The sequence below is a fragment of the Spirillospora sp. NPDC047279 genome (genome assembly GCF_040643285.1).
GTDB lineage: Bacteria > Actinomycetota > Actinomycetes > Streptosporangiales > Streptosporangiaceae > Spirillospora.
The window spans coordinates 170012-191820 of the sequence record NZ_JBEYUA010000011.1 but is presented as its reverse complement, the minus strand read 5'-3'; the positions used below and the strand labels follow the sequence as shown (position 1 = coordinate 191820).

At 72.9% G+C, this 21809-nt stretch carries 21 protein-coding genes; 5 read left to right on the top strand and 16 right to left on the bottom strand.

Features of this window, described 5'->3' with window-relative positions:
- The first annotated feature begins 19 nt into the window (after positions 1-19).
- Positions 20-1249, top strand: coding sequence for a helix-turn-helix domain-containing protein (locus tag ABZ810_RS27945; protein WP_358408229.1), 1230 nt, complete (start codon positions 20-22; stop codon positions 1247-1249).
- On the opposite strand, the gene ABZ810_RS27940 is transcribed toward ABZ810_RS27945, so the two are convergent.
- Positions 1166-1657 (bottom strand): nuclear transport factor 2 family protein, encoded by a 492-nt coding sequence (locus ABZ810_RS27940; protein WP_358408226.1) that lies wholly within the window; start codon positions 1655-1657, stop codon positions 1166-1168. The two genes, ABZ810_RS27945 and ABZ810_RS27940, sit on opposite strands and share 84 nt — an antisense overlap.
- A 71-nt stretch (positions 1658-1728) precedes the next feature.
- Between ABZ810_RS27940 and ABZ810_RS27935 the strand changes: the two genes are divergently transcribed.
- Positions 1729-2616 (top strand): LysR family transcriptional regulator, encoded by an 888-nt coding sequence (locus tag ABZ810_RS27935; protein ID WP_358408223.1) that lies wholly within the window; start codon positions 1729-1731, stop codon positions 2614-2616.
- Positions 2617-2651: 35 nt separating this feature from the next.
- Here ABZ810_RS27935 and ABZ810_RS27930 read toward each other — a convergent pair whose 3' ends face one another.
- Positions 2652-4151 carry a carboxyl transferase domain-containing protein gene (locus ABZ810_RS27930; protein WP_358408220.1) on the bottom strand — a complete coding sequence of 500 codons (1500 nt, stop codon included), beginning with the start codon at positions 4149-4151 and terminating at the stop codon, positions 2652-2654.
- A gap of 116 nt (positions 4152-4267) precedes the next feature.
- On the opposite strand from ABZ810_RS27930, the gene ABZ810_RS27925 reads away from it, so the two are divergent.
- On the top strand, positions 4268-5665 hold the full coding sequence (locus ABZ810_RS27925; protein ID WP_358408503.1) for an amidase: 1398 nt from the start codon (positions 4268-4270) through the stop codon (positions 5663-5665).
- 95 nt (positions 5666-5760) lie between these two features.
- Here the strand turns inward: ABZ810_RS27925 and ABZ810_RS27920 are convergent, their stop codons facing one another.
- The 6 genes from ABZ810_RS27920 to ABZ810_RS27895 form a co-directional block, all read right to left on the bottom strand.
- Positions 5761-7446, bottom strand: a complete 1686-nt coding sequence (locus ABZ810_RS27920; RefSeq protein ID WP_358408217.1) for a Coagulation factor 5/8 type domain-containing protein — start codon at positions 7444-7446, stop codon at positions 5761-5763.
- Positions 7447-7536: 90 nt separating this feature from the next.
- Entirely contained in the window at positions 7537-8913 is a 1377-nt protein-coding gene (locus ABZ810_RS27915) for a HAMP domain-containing sensor histidine kinase (protein ID WP_358408214.1), read from the bottom strand.
- A gap of 205 nt (positions 8914-9118) precedes the next feature.
- Positions 9119-9688, bottom strand: coding sequence for a flavin reductase family protein (locus tag ABZ810_RS27910; RefSeq protein ID WP_358408212.1), 570 nt, complete (start codon positions 9686-9688; stop codon positions 9119-9121).
- Positions 9685-10215, bottom strand: coding sequence for an NAD(P)H-dependent oxidoreductase (locus tag ABZ810_RS27905; protein WP_358408500.1), 531 nt, complete (start codon positions 10213-10215; stop codon positions 9685-9687). The genes ABZ810_RS27910 and ABZ810_RS27905 overlap by 4 nt, the downstream gene beginning before the upstream one ends.
- 264 nt (positions 10216-10479) lie before the next feature.
- Complete coding sequence (locus ABZ810_RS27900) at positions 10480-11094, bottom strand: VOC family protein (protein WP_358408209.1); 615 nt, start codon at positions 11092-11094, stop codon at positions 10480-10482.
- A gap of 88 nt (positions 11095-11182) precedes the next feature.
- Positions 11183-12298 carry a PP2C family protein-serine/threonine phosphatase gene (locus ABZ810_RS27895; RefSeq protein ID WP_358408206.1) on the bottom strand — a complete coding sequence of 372 codons (1116 nt, stop codon included), beginning with the start codon at positions 12296-12298 and terminating at the stop codon, positions 11183-11185.
- A 210-nt stretch (positions 12299-12508) separates the two neighbouring features.
- On the opposite strand from ABZ810_RS27895, the gene ABZ810_RS27890 reads away from it, so the two are divergent.
- Positions 12509-12706 carry a hypothetical protein gene (locus ABZ810_RS27890; RefSeq protein WP_358408203.1) on the top strand — a complete coding sequence of 66 codons (198 nt, stop codon included), beginning with the start codon at positions 12509-12511 and terminating at the stop codon, positions 12704-12706.
- Between the two features lie 54 nt (positions 12707-12760).
- On the opposite strand, the gene ABZ810_RS27885 is transcribed toward ABZ810_RS27890, so the two are convergent.
- The 8 genes from ABZ810_RS27885 to ABZ810_RS27850 all read right to left on the bottom strand — a co-directional run bounded on the left by ABZ810_RS27885 (position 12761) and on the right by ABZ810_RS27850 (position 19057).
- The gene (locus ABZ810_RS27885; protein ID WP_358408200.1) at positions 12761-13237 is read right to left on the bottom strand and encodes a ribose-5-phosphate isomerase; all 477 of its coding nucleotides are present in this window, start codon (positions 13235-13237) and stop codon (positions 12761-12763) included.
- A 43-nt stretch (positions 13238-13280) separates the two neighbouring features.
- Complete coding sequence (locus ABZ810_RS27880; RefSeq protein WP_358408197.1) at positions 13281-14450, bottom strand: hypothetical protein; 1170 nt, start codon at positions 14448-14450, stop codon at positions 13281-13283.
- 78 nt (positions 14451-14528) lie between these two features.
- Complete coding sequence (locus ABZ810_RS27875) at positions 14529-15503, bottom strand: ATP-binding protein (protein WP_358408194.1); 975 nt, start codon at positions 15501-15503, stop codon at positions 14529-14531.
- A gap of 149 nt (positions 15504-15652) precedes the next feature.
- A complete protein-coding gene (locus tag ABZ810_RS27870) occupies positions 15653-16420 on the bottom strand; it encodes an ABC transporter ATP-binding protein (RefSeq protein WP_358408191.1) in 768 nt (255 codons plus the stop codon).
- Positions 16417-17184, bottom strand: coding sequence for a cobalt ECF transporter T component CbiQ (cbiQ, locus tag ABZ810_RS27865; protein ID WP_358408188.1), 768 nt, complete (start codon positions 17182-17184; stop codon positions 16417-16419). Before cbiQ ends, ABZ810_RS27870 begins: the two co-directional genes overlap by 4 nt.
- A 13-nt stretch (positions 17185-17197) precedes the next feature.
- Positions 17198-17617 (bottom strand): PDGLE domain-containing protein, encoded by a 420-nt coding sequence (locus ABZ810_RS27860; RefSeq protein WP_358408185.1) that lies wholly within the window; start codon positions 17615-17617, stop codon positions 17198-17200.
- Positions 17614-18315: an energy-coupling factor ABC transporter permease gene (locus ABZ810_RS27855; protein WP_358408182.1), complete on the bottom strand. Its 702-nt coding sequence runs from the start codon at positions 18313-18315 to the stop codon at positions 17614-17616. The genes ABZ810_RS27860 and ABZ810_RS27855 overlap by 4 nt, the downstream gene beginning before the upstream one ends.
- Before the next feature lie 127 nt (positions 18316-18442).
- Positions 18443-19057, bottom strand: a complete 615-nt coding sequence (locus ABZ810_RS27850; protein ID WP_358408179.1) for a disulfide bond formation protein DsbA — start codon at positions 19055-19057, stop codon at positions 18443-18445.
- A 155-nt stretch (positions 19058-19212) separates the two neighbouring features.
- Between ABZ810_RS27850 and pepN the strand changes: the two genes are divergently transcribed.
- Entirely contained in the window at positions 19213-21747 is a 2535-nt protein-coding gene (pepN, locus tag ABZ810_RS27845) for an aminopeptidase N (RefSeq protein ID WP_358408177.1), read from the top strand.
- Positions 21748-21809 lie beyond the last annotated feature (62 nt).

Sequence of the window (21809 nt, the reverse complement as noted above, 5' to 3'; positions counted from 1 at the left end):
CACGATGGGGAGGTCGTCCATGCCGTCTACCAGCACCGATGCCCTCGCGACGCGCGTTCAGGACCCGGAGGTCAAGGCGGCCAACGTCCTGGCCGCCGCGGCCACCGGCGAGCTGCAGCTGCGAGTGCCCGATCTCACCGACCGCCTGGTCGCCGAGGTGCTGGCCGAGGATCCCGCCTACGGCGAGTTCGTGCCCAAGGACGAGTTCTGGGAGTCGGCGCGCGACAGCCTGGAGGCCGGGATCGAGCAGATGCGCCGCCGCGCCTCCGGCGAGCGCGTCGACCTCTCCGTCGCCGAACGCATCGGCCGCCGCCGCTGCGAGCAGGGCCTGCCCCTGGAGTCGCTCCTGCGCAGCTACCGCATGGGCGGGCGGATCATCTGGGAGGCCCTGATCCAGGTCGTCTCCGAGCGCGACCCCGAGTCGCTCCAGATCCTGCTCCGCTACGCCAGCTCCGTCTGGCACACGATCGAGCAGCAGTCCACGGTCGTCTCCGAGTCGTACCGCCGCACCGAGTCCGAGCTGCTCCGCCGCAGCAGCGAGCGGGTGCAGGCCCTGCTGGACGGCCTCCTGGACGGCCGCGGCGCCGACCCCGGCCTGGCCAAGGCCGCCTCGGCCGCCCTCGACCTCCCCGAGCACGGCCGGTACGCGGTCGTCGTCATGCGCGTCTCGGTGCGCGACAGCGGCTTCGAACGTCCCGAGGAGCTGGAGGGCCTGCGCTTCGTCTGGCGCATGCGCACCGACGCCGAGGTCGCCGTGGTCTCACTGGGCGACCAGGACGTCGAGTCGGTGGTGACCGCCCTCCAGCCGCTCATCCGCGGCGAGGCCGGCGTCAGCGCCGTGATCGACGGCCTGGCGGGCCTCGGCCGCGGCCGCTGGCTGGCCGAGATCGCCCTGGGCACCTGCCGTCCCGGCGACCACCGGATCGTCCGCCTCGACGGCAACCTGCCCGCCGCCCTGGTGGTCGCCCAGCCCGAGCTCGGCGACCTGCTCGGCTCCCAGGTCCTCGGCCCGCTGACCGACCTGGACCCGTCCGACCGCGAGATCCTGCTGGAGACCCTCGCCACCTGGCTCGACTGCGAGGGCTCGGCCATCCACACCGCCAGCCGCCTCTACTGCCACCGCAACACCGTCTTCAACCGCCTGCGCCGCCTGGAGCAGCTCACCTCACGCTCCCTCCACCGCCCCCGCGACGTCGTCGAGCTGGCCCTGGCCCTGGACGCCGACCGCCTGGTGTCCACCCGCCCCTGACGCCGGCCGCGGGATCGGGTCGAGGACCCTCTCCACCAGGGCGGTGTCGCAGTGCTCGACCACCTCGGTCAGCCGTCCCTCCGCCACCCGGAAGATGAAGCAGTAGGTCTGGTCGTACCTCTCGCCCCGCTTGGTCGTGGCGGTGGCGTGAGCCTGGACGACGACACGGTCACCGTCGGCCAGGATCAGGTCGGCCTCACTCCGGTAGTCGGCGAACTGCTCCATCAGCGGACGCAGCAGATCGTTCCGGACGACCCGCTTGGGCTCCCACGTGCCCGACCACGACCAGTCTCCGGGGAAGACCCATCGGAAGCCGTCCGCCATCGCCTCGCTCATCGCCCGGGTGTCGCCCCGCGCCATCCGATCGAAGATCCCCTGAACCAGCCTCTTGTTCTCTTCAGCGCTCATGAGGGAAGGCTAGGCAGCGGACCAGCCATGCCACAAACGACTATCTCGCATATCTGATATCACTATCTGGCATGGGTGAGTTCACGATCGTCGGCCTCCGCGTGCTGCGCGAGGCGGCGCGGCGGGGATCGTTCTCCATGGCGGCCGAACGCCTCGGCTACACGCAGTCGGCGGTCTCCCGCCAGATCGCGCTGATGGAGCAGGCCGCCGGGCGGCCCCTGTTCGAGCGCCGGGCGCGCGGCGTCCAGCCCACCGAGGCGGGCCGCGTGGTCCTCCGCCACGCGGAGACCGTCCTGGGCGAGCTCGACATCGCACGCCAGAGCCTCGACGACCTCACCCGCACGCCCGGCCGCCTGCGGGTCGGCGCCTTCTCCACGGCCATGGCCGCGCTCGTCCCGCGCGCCATCGCCGCGTCCCCCCAGCTCCGCGTCCCCCTCCGCGAAGGCCTCAGCCCACGCCTGCTGACCGCGGTCTCCCGTGGCCGCCTCGACCTGGCGGTGGTGACCCCTCCCCAGCAGCCGCCCGACGGCATCGAGCTGATCCCCCTGGCCGACGACCCGCTCCTGGTCGCCATGCCGCTCGACCACCCGTTCGCCGGCCGCGCCGGCGTCCCGCCGGACCTCCTGTCCGACGAACGCTGGATCGCCGGCAGCAACGAGCCGGGCAGCACCCTGCTGGGCGCCTGGACCGACACCGCCGACGTGGCGTTCGTCGCCCGCGACTGGGTCGCCAAGCTGGGCCTCGTCGCGGCGGGCCTGGGCATCACCGTCGTCCCGGGCCTGGCCGTCCCGATGCTGCCGCCCACCATCGCCGTCGCGCGCATCGACCACCCCGCCGCCGTCCGTACGACGTCCATCGCCCGGCCCGCCGGCGACGACCCCCTCCAGCGCCTCTTCGCCGAGGCCCTCCACGACGCCGCCGCCGACCTCTCGGCCGACCTGCGCCGCAGGCTTCGCTGACATCCGCCGGAGTGCGTCAGGGCGAGGTCGGCGCGTCAGGCGGGGCCGGGGCGGCGGCCGAGGTCGCGGTAGCGGGCCTGGCGGGCGGCGGGGTCGGCGGAGGGCGCGGTGAGGAGGGCGTGTTCGAGGGCGGCGGCGGCACGGCGGCAGAACGCCTCCGGCTCGTCGGCGGCGTCCGGGCGTTCGTCGACGAGCTCGTCGACGATGCCGTCGCGGAGCAGGTCGGACGAGCGGACGCCCTGGGCCTCGGCCATCTCGGGGGCCCGGTCGGGGGTGCGGTGGACGATGACGGAGGCACCCTCGGGCGGGAGGGGCGAGAGCCAGGCGTGGCGGGCCGCCAGGACACGGTCGGCCGGGAGCAGGGCCAGCGCCGCGCCGCCGGTCCCTTCGCCGAGGAGCAGGCAGACGGTGCGGGCGGCGAGGGTGAGCATGTCGGCGAGGCAGCGGGCGATCTCGCCCGCGAGGCCGCCCTCCTCGGCTTCGGCGGACAGGACGGCGCCGGGGGTGTCCACCACGGTGACGAGCGGGAGGCCGAGCTCGGCGGCCAGGCTCATGCCGCGGCGGGCGACGCGGAGCCCGGCCGGGCCGAGCGGGTGGCCGGTGCGCTGGCTGCGGCGGTCCTGGCCGACCAGGACGCACGGCACGGAGCCGAAGCGGGCGAGGGCGAGCAGGAGGCCGGGGTCGGCCTCGCCCTGGCCGGTGCCCGAGAGCGGCGTGACGCGGGTGGCGCCGTGGCGGAGGAGTTCGCGGACGCCGGGGCGGCCGGGCTTGCGGGAACGTTCGATCGAGTCCCAGGCCGAGGTCGGGGCGGGGTCGGCGGGACCGTCGGCGATGAGCTCGGGGTCGGTGAGGGGGCGGGTGCCCAGGACGTCGAGGACGTCGGCGGCGATGCCGGGGAGGTCGTCCATGCCCACGACGGCGTCGAGGAGGCCCTTGGCCGCGAGGTTCTCGGCGACCTGGACGCCCGGCGGAAAGGGCTCGCCGTGCAGGCCCTCGTACACGCGGGGGCCGAGGAAGCCGATGAGCGCGCCGGGCTCGGCGGCGGTCACGTGGCCGAGCGACCCCCAGGACGCGAAGACGCCGCCGGTGGTCGGGTGGCGCAGGTACACCAGGTAGGGCAGGCCCGCGGCGCGGTGGCGGGTGACGGCCGCGGTGATGCGGGCCATCTGGGCGAACGCGGCGGTGCCCTCCTGCATCCGGGTGCCGCCGGAGGACGGCGCGGCCAGGAGGGGCAGGCGTCCGGCGGTGGCGCGCTCGATCGCGGCGACGATGCGGTCGGCCGTGGCGAGGCCGATGGAGCCCGCGAGGAAGGCGAACTCGGACACCACGCACGCGACGCGCCGGCCGCGCAGGAGGCCCTCGCCGGTGATGACGGCCTCGTCGCATCCGCTGCGTTCGCGGGCCGCGGCGAGATCGGCCGCGTACGGCGAGCCCGGTTCGGCGACCTGAAGGGGTTCGGCGTCCCACGACGTCCAGCTACCGTCGTCCAGTACGCGGCGCACGAGATCGCGCGCGCCCGCTCGGGTCGTCGCCATGGCCACATCCTGTCAGCGGGCGCGCACGGAACGATCAGCGCCCCGGTCACGGACTCGCCCACATCGGCGGCGTGCGGGGAGTAGTTTGACCGTACGATCCCTCGGAGGCCGTTTTGATCCATTTTGCCGCCGCCCGTGAACTCGTCCGGCTGATGCGCTCCGGCGAGGTGTCGGCGCGCGAGGTCACCGAAGCACATCTGGCTCAGATCGAACGGACCAACGCGAAGGTCAACGCGATCGTCACGCTGCTCGCCGAGCAGGCGATGGACCAGGCCGCGGCCGCCGACGAGCGGCTGGCGTCCGGGGTGGCGACGGGCCCCCTGCACGGGCTGCCGGTCGCGCACAAGGACACCCACGAGACCGCCGGCATCCGGACGACCTGGGGCTCTCCGGTCCTGGCCGGCAACGTTCCGAAACGCGACGAGCTGATCATCGAACGCATGAAGGCGGCCGGCGTCGTGACGCTGGGGAAGACCAACGTGCCCGAGTTCGCCGCCGGGTCGCACACGTTCAACCCGCTGTTCGGCGCGACGCTCAACCCCTACGACACCGGCCGGTCGGCGGGCGGCAGCAGCGGCGGCGCCGCGGCCGCGCTGGCCACCGGCATGCACCCGATCGCGGACGGCAGCGACATGGGCGGCTCGCTGCGCAACCCCGCGTCGTTCTGCAACGTGGTCGGGCTGCGGCCGTCGCCGGGCCGCGTGCCCTCGTGGCCCGCGCAGGCGGCGTGGGCGACCATGGGCGTCCAGGGGCCGATGGCCCGCACCGTCGGCGACGTGGCGCTGCTGCTGTCGGTGCTGGCCGGGCCGGACGCGCGCAGCCCGATCGCGCTGGAGACCCCGGGCGAGACCTTCGCCCGCCCGCTGGACCGCGACCTGCGCGGGCTCCGCGTGGCGTGGGCTCCCGACCTGGGCGGACGCGCGCCGGCCGACCCTGCGGTCATCGAGGTCCTCGAACCGGCCGTGAAGGTGTTCAGCGAGCTCGGCTGCGTCGTCGAGGAGGCCTGCCCGGACCTGCGCGGCGCGGACGAGGTGTTCCGGACGTTGCGCGCCTGGCAGTTCGAGCTCACGCTCGGCGCGCTGCCCGCGGACCGGCTCAAGAAGTCGCTGGCCGACAACATCGAGGTGGGCCGGTCGCTCACCGGCCCGGACATCGCGCGGGCCGAGGTGCTGCACACCACGCTGTTCCACCGGGTGCGGGAGTTCTTCGAACGGTACGACGTGCTGCTGGCGCCGGTCAGCCAGGTCGTCCCGTTCGCCACCGACCTGGAGTACCCGGCCGAGGTGGCGGGGCGGCAGATGCTCGACTACCTGGAGTGGATGGCCTCGGCCTACCTCGTCTCGGCGACGGGCTGCCCGGCGTTGTCGGTGCCGGGCGGCTTCACGACGAACGGGCTCCCGGTCGGGCTGCAGATCGTCGGCCCGCACCGGGCGGACTTCGCCGTCCTGCAGATCGGCCACGCCTTCGAAGAGGCCACCCGCCACGCCGACCGCCACCCCGCGCTGGCGTCCTAGCGCGACCGCACCGGCCGGCGCCGGCGTCCTGGTGCGGCAGGACGCCGGCGCCGGACGCCGCCCAGGCCCGGACGGCGCTCAGGGCCGGACGGCGCTCAGGAGGACGCGGCGGCACGTTCCCACATGCGCAGGTACGCCTCGGCGCCGCGCCCGAGGTCGGCGATGACCTCGTCGCCCGAGATGGTGCGCATGTCGGCGATCCAGTCGGGGATGAGGCCGTAGTTGGCGACGCCCTCCTCGTTGACGTCCCAGGTGCGCTCGCCGGTGCGCTGCCGGTCGAGCGTGACGCCCGGATCGATCGGCGAGGTGAACGGGTAGCGCACCGGGTTCCCCCCATTGTTCGCGCGGACCGGAGGCAGCGGGCCGAGCCCGTTGGCGTCCGCCCCGTATCCGAACCCGAAGAAGCCGCCGCCGTGCGCCTTCCTGGCCTGCCTCCACTCGTTCACGAACGCCTCGGCGCCGTGCCCGTACGACGTGATCATGCCGCCGAGCCGGTAGATGCGGGGCGCGTAGTCGGCGGCCGTCCAGCTGTGTCCGGAGATGACGCCGGGATAGTCCGCCTCCTCCAGGATGGACAGCGCCCGGTCGGCGGCCTTGGCGCTCATGTGGTCGACCTCGACGATCATGCCGCGCTTCATCATGGCCTTGAGCGTGTACGCGCCCAGGTCGGTGAGCCCGTTGACGTTGCAGTGCGGCGGCTTCGGATAGACCGGCAGCGTGATGCCGAGCGGGCGCAGGTGGGCCAGCGGCCCGGCGAGCAGCGCGGTCAGGTCGTTGGCCGGCGTGATCGTGTTGTCGCGCACGGGACCCGTGCAGGTGTCGGCCTGCCAGAAGCGGCCGCTGCCGACGAAGTTGCCGAGGTTGAGGATGACGCCCTTGGCGTCCCCGTCGAACCGCACGCCGCACAGCGCGTTGTCGAACTTGTGGCACAGGTACATCGAGCTGACGCCGAGCTTGCGCACCTCGTCCAGGCCGCGGTCGATCTGCGCCCTGGTGCACAGCGGGAACCCGCCGACCTGGCGGCAGCCGAACGGCTCGGACGTCTCGATGCCGAGGACGACGGCGAGCTTGCCGTCCTCGATGACCCGGCGTGCCTCCGCCGGTCCGCGGACGACCCGGAACCAGCCCTTGCCGGGTCCGCCGTACTCCCGGTCGACCAGGGCCTGGAGCTCGTACGTGCGCTGCGCCTGGAGGCGGATCGAGGCCATCTCGTCGCACGGGTACTTCTTCAGCGGATAGATCTCGCAGAGCATGCGGTTGGACACCAGCTGGTTGACCAGCACGCGCTGCCCCGCCCGCCACGACCGTTCGATCCACTTGTAGTACGCCTGCTGATGGGTGAGCGAGCCCTGGCTGGGCCAGTCCTCGAACGTGGGCCAGCCGGTGGTGTCGTGCGTGCCGACCGGGGTGCCCTTGCTGACGAAGTTCTCGAACCAGGCGGGCGAGCCGTCCGCGCCGTGGTCGTCGCAGTCGCGCAGGGCCGCCTCGATGCCGGCCGGGTCGAACGCCTTGCCGCAGAGCACCCTGCCGCCGAAGCCCTCCCAGGACATCAGGTGGCTGTGCGCGTCGACGTAGCCGCGGACGTCACCGTCGGCGGTGGTGCCGCGGAACGGCGTGCCGGTGGCGTTCACGCCGTCGTCGACGGGAGTGGACGACGGCTGCGGCGCGGTCGCCGGAGTGGCCAGAGCGGTGGAGGGGGAGACCGATGCGAGCCCTGTGACCAGGGCTGATGCCGTCAGTGCGGCCAGCGCCGCCCGGACGAGCGGGATCTTGTAGGGCACGGGAGCACACCCTTCGGTAAGCGAGCACTTCTCACCTTCACAAGATCAATATCAGGCCCGCCACTCAAAGTGAATAGCATTCACGTTTAGTTAATGCTCACTTTTTAGCGGCAGACGCAGGACGAGCAGGGCGCCCCGTTCGCTCTCGACGGCCTCCAGCGTCCCGCCGTGCGCGGCGGCGATCTCCCGGGAGATCGGCAACCCCAGCCCGGTGCCGCCCTTGTCGCGGCTGCGGCTCTCGGCCAGCCGCTGGAACCGCAGGAAGACCAGCTCCCGGTCCCCCGGCGGGATCCCGGAGCCGTCGTCGCCGACCTCCATCACCGCCTCCCCGCCCTCGGCCCGCACCGTCACCCACACCTGCGACACCGCGTGCCGCTCGGCGTTGTCCAGCAGGTTGGTCAGCAGCCGGACCAGATGCCCGCGGGTCGCCTCGCAGATCACGCCCTCGTCCGCCTCCACCTCGACCGGCACCCGCCGCCGGCGCCGCGCGGCCTCGGTGTGCGCGAGGTCGCCGAGGTCGACCGGCTCACGCTCCAGCCGGACGCCGGCCTCCAGCTTGGCCATGATCAGCAGGTCGGTGACGATGCGCTGGAGCCGGTCCGCGTCGCCGAGCGCCGCCCTCGCGACGGCCGGCCAGTCCTCGTCCTCGGGATGTTCGAGCGCGACCTCCAGCTGGGCGCGCAGGCCGGTCAGCGGGCTGCGAAGCTCGTGCGAGACGTCCGCGACGAACCCCCGCTGCCTCTCGACCACGCCCTCCAGACGCCGCAGCGTGCGGTTGATCGACCGGGCCAGCTCGGCGACCTCGTCGTCGGACTCCGGAACGCTCACCCGCCGCACCGGACCGCCCCCGGTGATCGAGGCCAGTTCCGTGCTCATCAGCCGGACGGGCCCCATCGCGCCGCGGACCGCGCGCCGCACGGCCCAGCCGACCAGGAGGACGGTCCCGGCGATGACCGCGAGGAGCGCCGTGACGAAGAAGCCCTTGTGAGTCTCGAACTCGGCGGTCGACGACCCGACGAGGACCGTCCGCCACCCGGACGGGCTCTGGACCCGTTCGCCCACGAGGTAGACCTCGCCGGAGATCCCTGGCACGGTCACGGTCCGGGTGAAGGGCGCCCCCGCCCCGGACGTCCGGGGCGGGCTCATCGCCGGACGCCCGCTCATGATCGGGCTGGCGGCGAGCACGCCGCCCCGGTCGTCGACCACCTGGAGCAGCGAGAAGCCCGGGACGGCGGGGGTCAGCACCCGCGGCCCGTGCGGGTCGGCCCGTTCTACGGCGTCGGAGAGGTCCTCGACCGCGACCGTCCCGCGGTCGTACAGGCCGTCGTACACCGCCTGCCGGACGGAGAGGTAGAAGATCGAGATGCCGATGACCAGCAGCAGGCCGACGATGCCGATCGAGGCGGCGGTCACCCGGCCCTGGAGCGACCAGCGCGACGGGGGCCAGCGCAGCCTGTGGACCGGCATCCTCCGGCGACCCCCTCCCGACGTCACGCCGTGCGGCGACCACGTTCCGGGGGGCTTGCGCGGGCTGAACGTATAACGATCAGCAGAACTGGTTGTAACCGAACCATTGCCCGACGAAACCTGCGCCGACCGTCCGGACGGTGGCGGAAACGGCGCGGGCCTCCGTCCCCGGGCGAAAGGGCGATGTCGTCGAAAGGGTGCGAGGTCAGGCGACGAAACGGCCGAAGCGGCCGCGGTGGTAGAGCAGCGGGTCGCCGGCGCCGCCGAGCTCCACGCCGATGACCCGGCCGACCACCAGCAGGTGGTCGCCGACGGCGTGCGTGGCGTGCCAGTCGCAGCGCAGCCGGGCGGTCGCGCCCGCCAGCATCGGCTCGCCGCCGGGGCCGCGCCACCAGCGCGTCGGCGCGGCGAACCGGTCCACGTCCCGCCGGGCGAACCTGGCGGCCAGGTCGGCCTGGTCGGGGCCGAGCACGTTCACCGCGAAGGTCGCCGCCTCGCGCAGCCGCGGCAGCGTGCTGGACGACGCCGCCACGTAGAACGAGACCAGCGGCGGATCGACGCTCACCGAGGTGAACGAGGTGGCGGTGAGACCGGCCGGAGGCTCTGCCGCGGCCTCCGGCCGGGCACCGTACGGCACCGCCGCCGGACGGGCGCCGTAGGGCGCCTCATCCGGCTGGGCGGTGACGATCACCACTCCGGCCGCGTGGCGTGCCAGCGCGGCGCGGAAGGAGTCGCCGGTGACCGGGACGGGCCGTGCCGTCGCCGTCCCGGTCACCGGGCGGCCCCCGCCGTAAGAGCGCCCCTAACGGCGGGGACGACCTGGGCGGCCCACTCCGCGAGCACGGAGTCGAGCCGCTCGAGTTCGCTCTCGAGCAGCGCCAGCCCCGGTGTGGGGACGGTGGCGCCGAGCTCGACGAGCAGCGGTCGCAGGTGGACTTCGACGGCCAGCGCGTGCTGCGGCGCCCCCAGGAGCAGGAGCGGCAGCGCGATCTTCCCGGCGAGCGCGCCGCCCGCGACGCGGTCCAGGAAGACCTTCAGCAGGCCGGTGTAGGTGCCTTTGTAGGTGGGACTGGCGACCAGGATCACGTCGGCGGACAGGACACGGTCGAGGGCCTCCGCGACCGCGTCGGCGGGCTCGGGCCGGAGCAGCAGCGGCGCCAGCTCGGAGAGGTCGATGATCTCGGGGGTGTCAGGGATGCCGGCCGCCTCCGCGACGGCCCGGGCGGCGCCGGTCGCCGCGGTCGCGGTACGGGATCCGGGACGGGGGTTGCCGATGATGACCACGAAGCTCACGGGAATCATCATGGCGAGATATCCATACTAAGTCAATAGGATTTATCGGAAAGCAGCCCGAAAAAGGCCGATGTCCGCGCGGTTCGGCGCCTCCCACCCCTGGGGTGCCGATCGCGCGGACATCGCCTTCGGTGCCGCCAACCGTTCTCGGCCCCGCCCGCCGAGGAGGATCCGACGGGGCCGGCCGGTTGCCGATCTGCGTACTACTCTGCCCGGCCTCTGTGCACGCGGTGAAACATCAAAGTGACGATCACGTTTCCTCTCGGCCGTCGATCAGTCGAGGGTCACCGGCCCCTCCGGTCCGTCCAGGCGGGCGATCAGTGCAGGTCCGGGGCCCTGCCGCACGGTCAGCTCGGCCCCCAGCGCCGCCAGGTCGCCCCGCACCGCGGCCGGATCGGGATGGACCGCCTCGAACGACCGCAGCGGCACGACCGGCAGCGCGCCCGCCGGATGCGCGGTCTCCCCCCAGTCGATCAGGAACGGCAGGACGCCGGTGCGCGGCGGGGTGAGCCGCCACCGCAGCACCTCCCCGTCGGGGCGCACCCGCGACATGTCGGTCGCCGGCCCGGGGTCCCGGCCGGCCGCACGGGCCCGTTCGGCGATGCCGTCCAGGTCGGTGGTCCCGGCGGCCCAGGCCACCAGTCCCGGAGCCGCCAGGTCGTCGATGCCGAACGGCCGCGGGACGTCCGGGTCGGGCTGGTCGGGATCGGGTCCGATGACCTCCAGGTACGCGCCGCCGCCGATCCCCAGCAGATGGTTGCGGGTGCCGAGCCCGGGATGCGGACCTCCCTCGACCGGCCGTACGCCGGTGCGGGCGGCGATGTCGGCGACCGCCGCCGCGAGGTCGGGAGTGGCATAGACGAGGTGGTCGAGAACAAGATCCGTCATGCTCGCCACTCTGGCAGACGCGGCTGGACGCCCGATCATCCGCGCCGATCACCCGCGCGGATCATCCGCGCGAATCCGGGCGCCGGGATCAGGTGCGCCAGATGAGCACCAGCGCGCAGTCGTCGTCGCGGGCCGCGGCCATGCGTTCGACGAGCTCCCTGGCGCCGGTGCGGAAACCCTCGGGGACCAGCCGTTCGACCTCGCCGAGCAGCCGGTCGATGCCCGCGTCGAGGTCGCGTCCGGGCGTCTCGACCAGGCCGTCGGTGTAGAGGAGCAGCGCGTCGCCGGGACGGAGCCGCCCCTTCTCGGGCTCGGACCGCAGGTCGGGCACCACGCCGAGCACCACGCCCTTGGCCGGGCTCACCTGCCACGTCCCGCTGCCCGCGTCGAACTGCACGGCGGGCGGGTGGCCCGCGGACTCGACGCTGTAGTCGCCGGTCGCCAGGTCGATCACCAGGTGGACGGCCGTGACGAAGCCCTCGTCCCAGCGCTGGCGTTGCAGGTAGGCGTTGCACGCGGGCAGGAAACGGTCGGACTGGATCGATCCAAGCAGCCCACCGAAGGCACCGGACAACATCAGGGCCCGGGTGCCGGCGTCGGTGCCCTTGCCCGAGACGTCCACCAGCGCCACCTCGAGGGTGTCGCCGTGGCAGGTGGAGACCACGAAGTCGCCGCCGAACGACGACCCGCCGGCCTGCAACATCACGACCTGGGAGTCCCAGCCCTCCGGCAGCTCGGGCATCTCGCCCTGGCGCCGCAGCCGGTCGCGCAGCTCGAGCAGCATCGAGTCGCCGCGCAGCCCCTGCACGCCCAGCTGCTGCCGGGTGCGGGCCAGCGTGACGGCGAGCACCGTCGTGATGACCAGGGTCGCGATCATGCCGGGACCGACGGCGGACCGGTCGTGCCAGGCGTCGTAGGCGACCATCGTCAGGACCACGCCGAGCAGCGCCAGCAGCGTCCGCACCTTGAGCAGCAGGCCGCCGCCGAGCACCGTCAGCACGAGCGCGCCGGACGGCGCCCACGCGCGCGACTCGGTCGCCGCGAAGCCCAGGACGATCGCGAGGAGCGCGAGCGCCACGAACACGTAGCGTTCCCGGGTCAGCTTCCCGCGCCGGAGCCACCTGTAGAACCGCACGAGTATGGGAATCCTGCGCAGGAAGGCGCGCACTCGCGGCGGAAGCAGGTGGACCAGACGTTGCAACATGACTCAGGAACTGTATCGAGCATCCGTGCCGATAGAAGGGCATCCGCGCCACCCATGACCGCTTGCAACGGTCCAGACACGTGACGTCAGCGATCACCGCCCCCGAACGGGGCTCCGGGCCGGCCCGGAGCTCTTGCGCGGGACCCGGCACCGTGGTGTCCAATGTGTTCTGAACCCGTGGTGTTCTGAGCTCACGCGAGGAGGTGCCAGGTGGGTCAGCCCGGCATGCGGATCACCGTCGACGCGGCGATGCGGGCACGTGACGTGTCCAGGCCGCGCGCCGAGGGCGAGGAGCCGCCGCCCCCGGCCGCGGCGAACGGCGGCGGCGAGCCCGCCCGGCCGGCCAAGCCGCCCAAGGGAGAGCGGCGCCGGCTCGGCAAGCGCGGCGCTCCCCCGAAACGCACCTGACCGGTCTCCGGCGCCCGCCGTCCAGGCCGGCGCCCGGAGCTCCGGCCGTCCCGCTCAGCCTTCGCGCGGGAGGGGCGGCAGGTCGCCGGTGTGCTCGTACCCGCTGATCATCTTGATCCGGCGGGTGTGCCGCGGCTCCTTGGAGTAGTGCGTCTCCAGGAACAGCTGGACGAACCGCGTCGCGGTGTCGAGGTCGTGCTGGCGCGAGCCGAGGCTGATGATGTTGGCGTCGTTGTGCTCGCGGGCGAGGACGGCGGTCTCCTCGTTCCACACCAGCGCGGCGCGGGCTCCCTTGATCTTGTTGGCGGCGATCTGCTCGCCGTTGCCGGAGCCGCCGATCACGATGCCCAGGCTGCCCGGCTCGGCCACGGTCCGCTCGGCCGCCCGCAGGACGAACGGCGGGTAGTCGTCGACGGCGTCGTAGACGAACGCGCCGCAGTCGACGGGCTCGTGGCCGTTCGCCTTCAACCAGCCGACCAGGTGCTCCTTGAGCTCGAAGCCTGCGTGGTCGGTTCCCAGAAAGACGCGCATGGGCTCGATTGTCCCAGGCCGCCCGGACGGCCCGGCGGCCGGGTCACCGGGGCGGCGGAAGCGGGTCGTCCGTCCGGGTCTGTCCCCCGGCGGGGCCGGGGTCGCGCCTCGTCCTGGGCTCCTCGTCGTCGTCCTCCTGCGCCGGCGGCTCCGGAGCGTCGTACTTGGCGGCGCCCTCCGGCACGTCGTCCGCGGGCACGTCGTCGGCGGGGGCGTCGTCCTGTGGAACGTCGTCGGCGCGCTCGGCGGGCGTCTCCGGCGTCGCGGGCGCCTGCTGCGGCGCGGCGGCCTGCGGTTGGGGCGCGGCCTGCGGCTGCGGCGGAACCTGCGGCTGCTGCCCGTACGCCTCAGTCCAGCCCGCCGGGGGCTGACCCGGCTGCGGGGGCTGACCGGGCTGGCCAGGCTGGGCATAGGGCTGCTGACCCGGTGCCGCGTAGGGCTGCCCGGGAGCGGCGTAGGGCTGGCCCGCCGCGCCATAGGGCTGCTGGTAGGGCTGCTGCGCGTACGGCTGCTGAGCCTGCGCGGGCGGAACGTAGGGAGTGGCGGCGGGGTGGCCGGGCGGCACCTGCTGCGGCGCCGCCGGCCGGCCGGGCTGCGTCATGCCCTGCTGGTAGCCCTGAGGTCCCTGAGGAGCGCCCTGCGGATACCCGTGCGGGACGCCCGCGGGCGCCGGAGCTCCTCCGGGCAGGCCGGTCTTGGGCTTGGTCAGCTGGAAGCCGACGAGCGCGCCGAGACCGGCCAGCCAGCCCCACACCAGCCCGAAGCCCGCGGCCTCGGTCACGGCGAACCGGATCAGCGCGTAGCCGGGCGCGCTCGGGTAGTCGAGCAGCGCCTTGGACAGCAGAGCCTCGATGAACGCCGAGACGCCCGCCGCGACGCCGGCCGCCCACCAGCCCAGGACCACCGCGCTCAGCCGGCCGCGGACCGGGTCCAGCGAGCGGGCCCCGAGGAACAGCAGGCCGGCGAGCGCCGCGAAGAACACGATCACGCCGACGTCCTGGGCGACCAGCAGCTCGAACCCGCCGCCCCTGGTGGTCAGCCGCCAGCGCGCGAAGTTGAGCCAGTACACCAGGTAGCCGAGCTCCTGGTGCTCCCGCAGGGAATCGGCGGCGAGGAGCTCGTCGGAGACCCATTGGTTGCCCAGGACCAGCGTGATCACGGCCACCGGGGCGATCGCCCCGATGGTGACTCCCAGGGCCCGTCGCGTCGTCATGCGCGCAGAGTAATGGTCCTGGTGCGGGCCCGGTAGACCCCAGTCTCGGCCGGGCCCGGGCTCAGGCGGGCACGGGGCTCAGGCGGGCACGGCGGGGAACCGGAAGTCCGGGTCGACCTGGTCCGCCAGGTCCTCGCCGACGGCCCGGTTGGCCCAGCTGCGGGCGTTCTTGACGTGGAACTCCACGGCCTGCCGCTGGTACTTGTCCCAGTCCTTCGCCCGCGCGTCGACCGCGGCCACCATGCGGTCGAGCGCGGCGTCGTTCGCGGCCTCCAGGGCGACGCCCTCGCGGCCCTGCTCCAGCGCCCGCACGGCGGTCGACTGGCCCAGCCAGGTGAGCAGGTCGTCTCCGACGTGCTCGCGCAGGTAGGCCACGTCGCCCTCGTCCTGCACCTTGTTGCCGACGACGGTGATGGCGACGTCGTAGTCGCGGGCGTAGTCGGTGTACTGCCGGTAGACGCCGACGCCCTTCCGGGTGGGCTCGGCGACCAGGAACATCAGGTCGAACCGGGTGAAGAGCCCGGAGGCGAACGTGTCGGCGCCGGCCGTCATGTCCACGACCACGTACTCCCCCGGCCCGTCGGCCAGGTGGTTGAGGTAGAGCTCCACCGCCCCGGTCTTGGAGTGGTAGCAGGCCACGCCCAGGTCGTCGTCGTTGAACGGCCCGGTCGCCATCAGCGTGACCCCGTAGGTGCCGTCTCCGCTCCCACCGCCCACCACGATGTCCTGGCCCAGCGCGTGGACCGGGTCGTCGCCGCCGATGCGCAGCAACCGCGAGCCGGTCCCCGGCGGGGTCGTCTTCACCATGGACGCGGTGGACGTGATCCGGGGGTTGTCGCCGCGCAGGTAGTCCTTGATCTCGGTCAGCCGTTCGCCCATGGCCGGGATCTTGGCCGCGCGCCCCTCATCGAGCCCGAGCGCCACTCCCAGATGCTGGTTGATGTCGGCGTCCACCGCGACCACCGGCAGCCCCTTGGCGGCCAGATGCCGGACGAACAGGGACGACAGGGTCGTCTTGCCGCTGCCGCCCTTGCCCACGAACGCAACCTTCACGAAAGCCCCCGATCCGGATATGAAAACCGTTGCCACTTTCAGAAGTGACGAGTGTCCCGAACCGCGGGGGCCGAAGCAAGCAGAATCCCCGAAGTCGATCGGCCGGATCGCATCGGCCGGATCGCATCGGCCGGATCGGACCGGCGGGATCAGGCGGTCCGCCGGGCCACCGCCGGGTCGAACCCGAACGGCAGCTCCAGCCGGTGCGCGGACAGCAGGTCCCCGTCGGACAGCAGGTCGAGGGTGGGCGCGTCGGCGGCGATCACCCCGCCGGACAGGATCAGCGAGCGCGGGCACAACTCCGCCGCGTACGGCAGGTCGTGGGTGACCATCAGCAGCGTGACGTCCAGCCCGAGCAGGATCTCGGCCAGCTCGCGGCGGCTGGCCGGGTCGAGGTTGGACGACGGTTCGTCCAGGACGAGGATCTCCGGCTCCATGGCCAGCACGGTCGCGACCGCGACCCGGCGGCGCTGGCCGAAGCTGAGGTGCTGCGGCGGCCGGTCGGCGACGTCGCGCATGCCGACCCGGCCCAGCGCGTCGGACACCCGCCGTTCCAGCTCGGGGCCGCGCAGGCCGAGGTTGGCCGGGCCGAACGCGACGTCCTCGCGGACGGTCGGCATGAAGAGCTGGTCGTCGGGGTCCTGGAAGACGATGCCCACCCGGCGCCGGATCTCGCGCAGCGACTTCTTGTCCTTCGGGTCGACCTCCAGGCCGCCGACCCGGACACTGCCCAGGCCGCCGTGCAGGATCCCGTTGAGGTGCAGCACGAGCGTGGTCTTGCCGGCGCCGTTGGGGCCGAGCAGCGCGACCCGTTCGCCCCGCCCGATCGTGACGTCCACGCCGTAGAGGGCCTGCGTCCCGTCCGGATAGGCGTAGGCGAGGCCCTTGATCTCGAGCGAGGCGGCGTCGGCGGTCACGGGGCCAGTATCCAGGACGCCGCGGCGATCACGGCCGCCGCGGCGGGCAGGAGGGCCGCCGCCGTCCACTGCCGGGCCGTGGCGGCGCCGTCGCCGATCACGGGCATCCGGCCGTCGTAGCCCCGGCTCACCATCGCCAGGTAGACCCGCTCGCCGCGTTCGTACGACCGGAGGAAGAGCGCGCCGATCGACCGGCCGAGCACGGCCAGGTCGCGCACGTCGCGCGCCTCGAAGCCGCGGGAGGCCCGGGCCACCCGCATCCGCCGCATCTCGCCCATGATCACGTCCAGGTAGCGGAGCATGAACGTGGCGATCTGGGTGAGCAGCGCGGGCATGCGCAGCCGTTCCAGGCCGAGCAGCAGCGCCCGGGGCTCGGTGGTCGCGGCCAGGATGATCATCGCGACGGCGCCCAGGCTGGCCTTGGCCAGGATGTTCCAGGCCGACCACGCCCCGCTCTCGCTCAGCGCGACGCCGAGCACCTCGACCCGCGGCCCGCGCGCCACGAACGGCAGGAGCAGCGCGAACGCCACGAACGGCACCTCGACGACCATCCGCCGCAGCACGAAACCGGGCGGGACGCGCGCGACCCCGGCGACGGCCGCGAGCAGCACCGCGTAGAGACCGAACGCCCACATCTCCTCGCGCGGCGTGGCCACCACGGCGAGCACGAACGCCACGACCGCGACCAGCTTGCACTGCGGCGGCAGCCGATGGACGAGCGTGCCGCCCGCCAGGTAAAGGGAATGGGCGTGCCCGGCGCCCATCAGGCGGACGCCATCACTCGGAGCTCGGGGACTTGGAGTTCGGGGACTTGGAGCTCGGGGACCTGCGGCGCACGACCCAGAACAGGCCGCCGCCCACGGCGAGGGTCAGGCCCACGCCGATGACGCCCGCGAGGCCTCCGGACAGCCGCTCGTCGTCCACGCCCTTGACGCCGTAGTCGCCCAGCGGCGAGTCCTTGAGCCCGTGGTCCTTCTCCTGGGACGCGAAGCCCTTGTCCTCGGCGACCTTGGTGAGGCCGTCCGGCGAGGCGCTGGCGTAGAAGCTGACGAAGCCCGCCACGATCACCGCGACCAGCAGGAAGACCGCGAAAAAGCGCCTGCTCGGCGGAGCCGCCTTTCGGGCGCCGCGGGGGGTCTGGGGAGTCTGTTGAGTCTGGGGAGTCGCCTCCCCGGAAGCGGCAGGGTGCTTGGTCATGCCGAGACCTCCCCGGAGGTGCGCGCGCCGGTCCGTACTTCGAGCGGCGTGGCGGGTGTGAGGTTGACGCCGTGGACGAGGTCGGGCCGGACCGCGGCGATCGAGCCGACCGTGACCGCGGTGATCACGCCCTCGCCGATGCCGATCAGTACGTGCACGCCCAGCATCGCCGTCGCCACCGCGCCCAGCGACAGGTCGGCGGTGCCGCCGAGCGCGAAGAGGCCGACGAACGCGAGCGCCGAGGCGGGCACCGACACCAGGCCGCCGGCGAACGCCGCCGCCGTGACCGACGAGCGGGTCTTGGGCAGCACGCCCATCAGCAGGCGGAAGATCCCGTAACCGACGGCCACGCTGACGATGCCCATCAGCGTGACGTTGATCCCGTACGCCGTGACACCGCCGTCGGCGAAGAACATCTGGATGAGGAGGACGACCGATACGCAGAGCACGCCCGTATAGGGGCCCACGAGGATGGCGGCGAGGGCGCCGCCCATCAGGTGGCCGCTGGTCCCGGCGGCCACCGGGAAATTGATCATCTGGGCGGCGAAGATGAACGCCGCGGTGAGGCCCGCCAGCGGGGCCGTCCGGTCGTCGAGCTCGCGGCGAGCACCCCGAAGGCTGAGCCCGATGCCCGCCGCGGCGACGACGCCCGCTCCGAGGGAGACCGGGGCGTCAAAAAATCCGTCCGGTACGTGCACGTACGTCACCGCCCTAGCTGTTAGTCAGTAGGACCAGTTTGAGGGCGCACGCATGGCAGTTGCAAGTTCGTCGCAATAACGAGATTGGCGCGAAAAGGCCGTGATCACGTCAATCCGGCGGGGCCGCTCAGTCGAACACCGGCTCGCGGGTGCGGGTGCGCTTCAGCTCGAAGAAGCCGTCGGTCTGGGCGACCGCGAGCACGCCGTCCCAGAGCTTGGCGGCGGCCTCGCCGCGCGGGATCGGCGTCACCACGGGCCCGAAGAACGCGTGCCCGGCCACCGAGATCACCGGCGTGCCGACCTCCTCGCCCACCCGGTCGATGCCGTCCTTGTGGGAGGCGCGCAGGGCGGTGTCGTGGTCGGTGGAGTCCGCCGCCTCGGCCAGCGCCGGGTCCAGGCCCGCCGCGGTCAGCGCCGCCTCGTAGGTCTCCCGGTCGAACTCCTGCTTGTCGTGGTGGCGGCGGGTGCCGAGCTCGGTGTAGAGCCGGCCGAGCACCTCCGGGCCGTACTTCTGCTCGGCGGCGATGCAGATCCGCACCGGCCCCCAGCCCCGCTCCAGCATGTCCTTGTACCGCTGCGGGACGTCCTTGCCCTCGTTCAGGACCGACAGGCTCATCACGTGCCAGCGCACGTCGATCGGCCGCAGCTTCTCGACCTCGAGCACCCAGCGCGAGGTGATCCATGCCCAGGGGCACAGCGGATCGAACCAGAAGTCCACCGGCTCACGGGTTTCCTGCGACACGGTCAGCCTCCTCAAGACAGATCATCACTTACAACGAGCAACCCCGGCGGACACCGGCCAATTCCCTGGAACCTTGCGCTGTGGCACTCCCGCCCTGACGGGCCCCGTGTTGGTAGACATGGAGGAACCAGGTTTTTGACGACCAAGGAGTACATGTGGCAGGCAACCTCACGCGCGACGAGGCGCGGGAACGGGCCCGGCATCTCAGCGTCGAGTCGTACGCGGTGGAGCTGGACCTGACCACGGGTGAGGAGCGCTTCGGCTCCACCACCACCGTCCGGTTCGCGTCGAGCGAGCCGGGCGCCTCGACCTTCGTCGACCTCCACGGCGCCGTCGTACGGGAGGTCGTCCTCAACGGCAAGGCCCTCGACCCGGGCACCTACGACGGCGAGAAGGGCCGGATCCCGCTGCCCGACCTCGCCGCCGACAACGAGCTGCGCGTCGTCGCCGACGCCGCGTACTCCCGTTCCGGCGAAGGGCTGCACCGGTTCGTCGACCCGGTCGACCAGAGCGTCTACCTCTACACGCAGTTCGAGACGGCCGACGCGCACCGGATGTACACCTGCTTCGACCAGCCCGACCTCAAGGCCACGTTCGAGCTGACCGTGACGGCCCCCGAGGGCTGGCAGGTGGTGACGAACGAGGCCGCCGACCGATCGGAGGGCGGCGACTGGCACTTCCCGCCGACGCCCGAGGTCTCGACGTACATCACCGCGCTGGTCGCCGGGCCGTACCACGTGGTGACCGACGAGTACCGGCGCCCGGACGGCGGCGTGATCCCGCTGGGCGTCTTCTGCCGCGCCTCGCTGGCCGAGCACCTGGACGCCGACGCGATCATCGACGTGACCCGGCAGGGCTTCGACTTCTTCGAGAAGGTCTTCGACCAGCCGTACCCGTTCACCAAGTACGACCAGCTCTTCGTGCCCGAGTTCAACGCGGGCGCGATGGAGAACGCCGGCTGCGTCACGTTCCTGGAGGACTACGTCTTCCGGTCGCGGGTGACCGACGCCGCCTACGAGCGCCGCGCCGAGACGATCCTGCACGAGATGGCGCACATGTGGTTCGGCGACCTGGTCACCATGCGCTGGTGGGACGACCTGTGGCTGAACGAGTCGTTCGCCACCTACATGAGCGTGCTGTGCCAGGCCGAGGCGACCAAGTGGACCGGCTCGTGGACGACGTTCGCCAACCTCATGAAGGCCTGGGCGTACCGGCAGGACCAGCTGCCCTCCACGCACCCGATCTCCGCCGACATCCCCGACATCCGGGCGGTCGAGGTCAACTTCGACGGCATCACCTACGCCAAGGGCGCCAGCGTCCTCAAGCAGCTGGTCGCCTACGTCGGCCGCGACAACTTCCTGGAGGGCGTCCGGCGCTACTTCCAGCGGCACGCCTGGGGCAACACCGTCCTGGCCGACCTGCTGGACGCGCTGGAGGAGACCTCGGGCCGCGACCTGGCGTCCTGGTCCAAGGAGTGGCTGGAGACGGCCGGGGTCAACACGCTGCGCCCGGTGTACGAGGTGGACGGCGACGGCGCCTTCACCTCGTTCGAGGTGCTGCAGGAGGCCAAGGCCGACTACCCGACGCTGCGCTCGCACCGCGTGGCGATCGGCCTGTACGACCGCACCGCCGACGGCATCGTGCGGCGCGAGCGCGTCGAGCTCGACGTGGTCGGCGCCCGCACGAGCGTCGCGGAGCTGATCGGCCAGAAGCGCCCCGACCTGGTGCTGGTCAACGACGACGACCTGACGTACGCCAAGATCCGGCTGGACGAGCACTCGCAGCGGGCCCTCGTCCAGGGCATCGGCGAGATCAGGGACGGCCTGCCGCGGGCGTTGTGCTGGTCGGCGGCGTGGGACATGACCCGCGACGCCGAGATGGCCACCCGCGACTACGTCGAGCTCGTCGTCCAGGGCATCAGCGGCGTCACCGACATCTCGGTCGCCCAGACGCTGCTGCGCCAGGCGCGCACCGCGATCGTGCAGTACGCCGACCCGGCCTGGCAGCCCGAGGGCCTGAAGCTGATGGCCGACGCGCTGCTCCGGCTCGCCCGGGAGGCCGAGGCGGGTTCGGACTTCCAGCTCGCCTACACGCAGGCGTTCACCGGCTCGGCGACGACCGACGAGCACCTGGCGTTCGTGGCCGGGCTGCTGGACGGCTCGCAGACGCTGGAGGGCCTCACGATCGACACCGACCTGCGCTGGGCGCTGCTGCGCCGCCTCGTCGTCAAGGGCAAGGCCGGCGAGACCGAGATCGACGCCGAGCTGCGGCGGGACGCGACCGCGGCGGGCGAGCGCCACGCGGCGGCCTGCAAGGCGGCCGTCGACACCGCGGAGGCCAAGGCCGCCGCCTGGGAGCGGGTCGTCTCCGGCGGCCTGCCCAACGCGGTCTTCCGGGCGACGCTGGGCGGGTTCACCGAGCCCGACCACGTCGAGCTGCTCCGCCCCTACCGGGAGCGGTACTTCGCCGAGGTCGGCCGGATCTGGAAGGAGTGGAGCAGCGACATGTCCCAGACGTTCGCCGAGGTCGCCTACCCCTTCCTGATCGTCGAGCAGGAGACGGTCGACCTGACCGAGGCCTACATCGCCGAGCATCGGCCGCCGGCCGCGCTCGTCCGGCTGCTCTCGGAGGGCCGTGACGGCGTCGCCCGCGCCCTGCGCGCCCGCGCCAAGGACGCGTCCGCGGGCTGACCGGACCGGGCCCGAGCCGGCCGGTCCGGCCGGGCCCGAACCGTCCCGGAACCCCCCGTGAT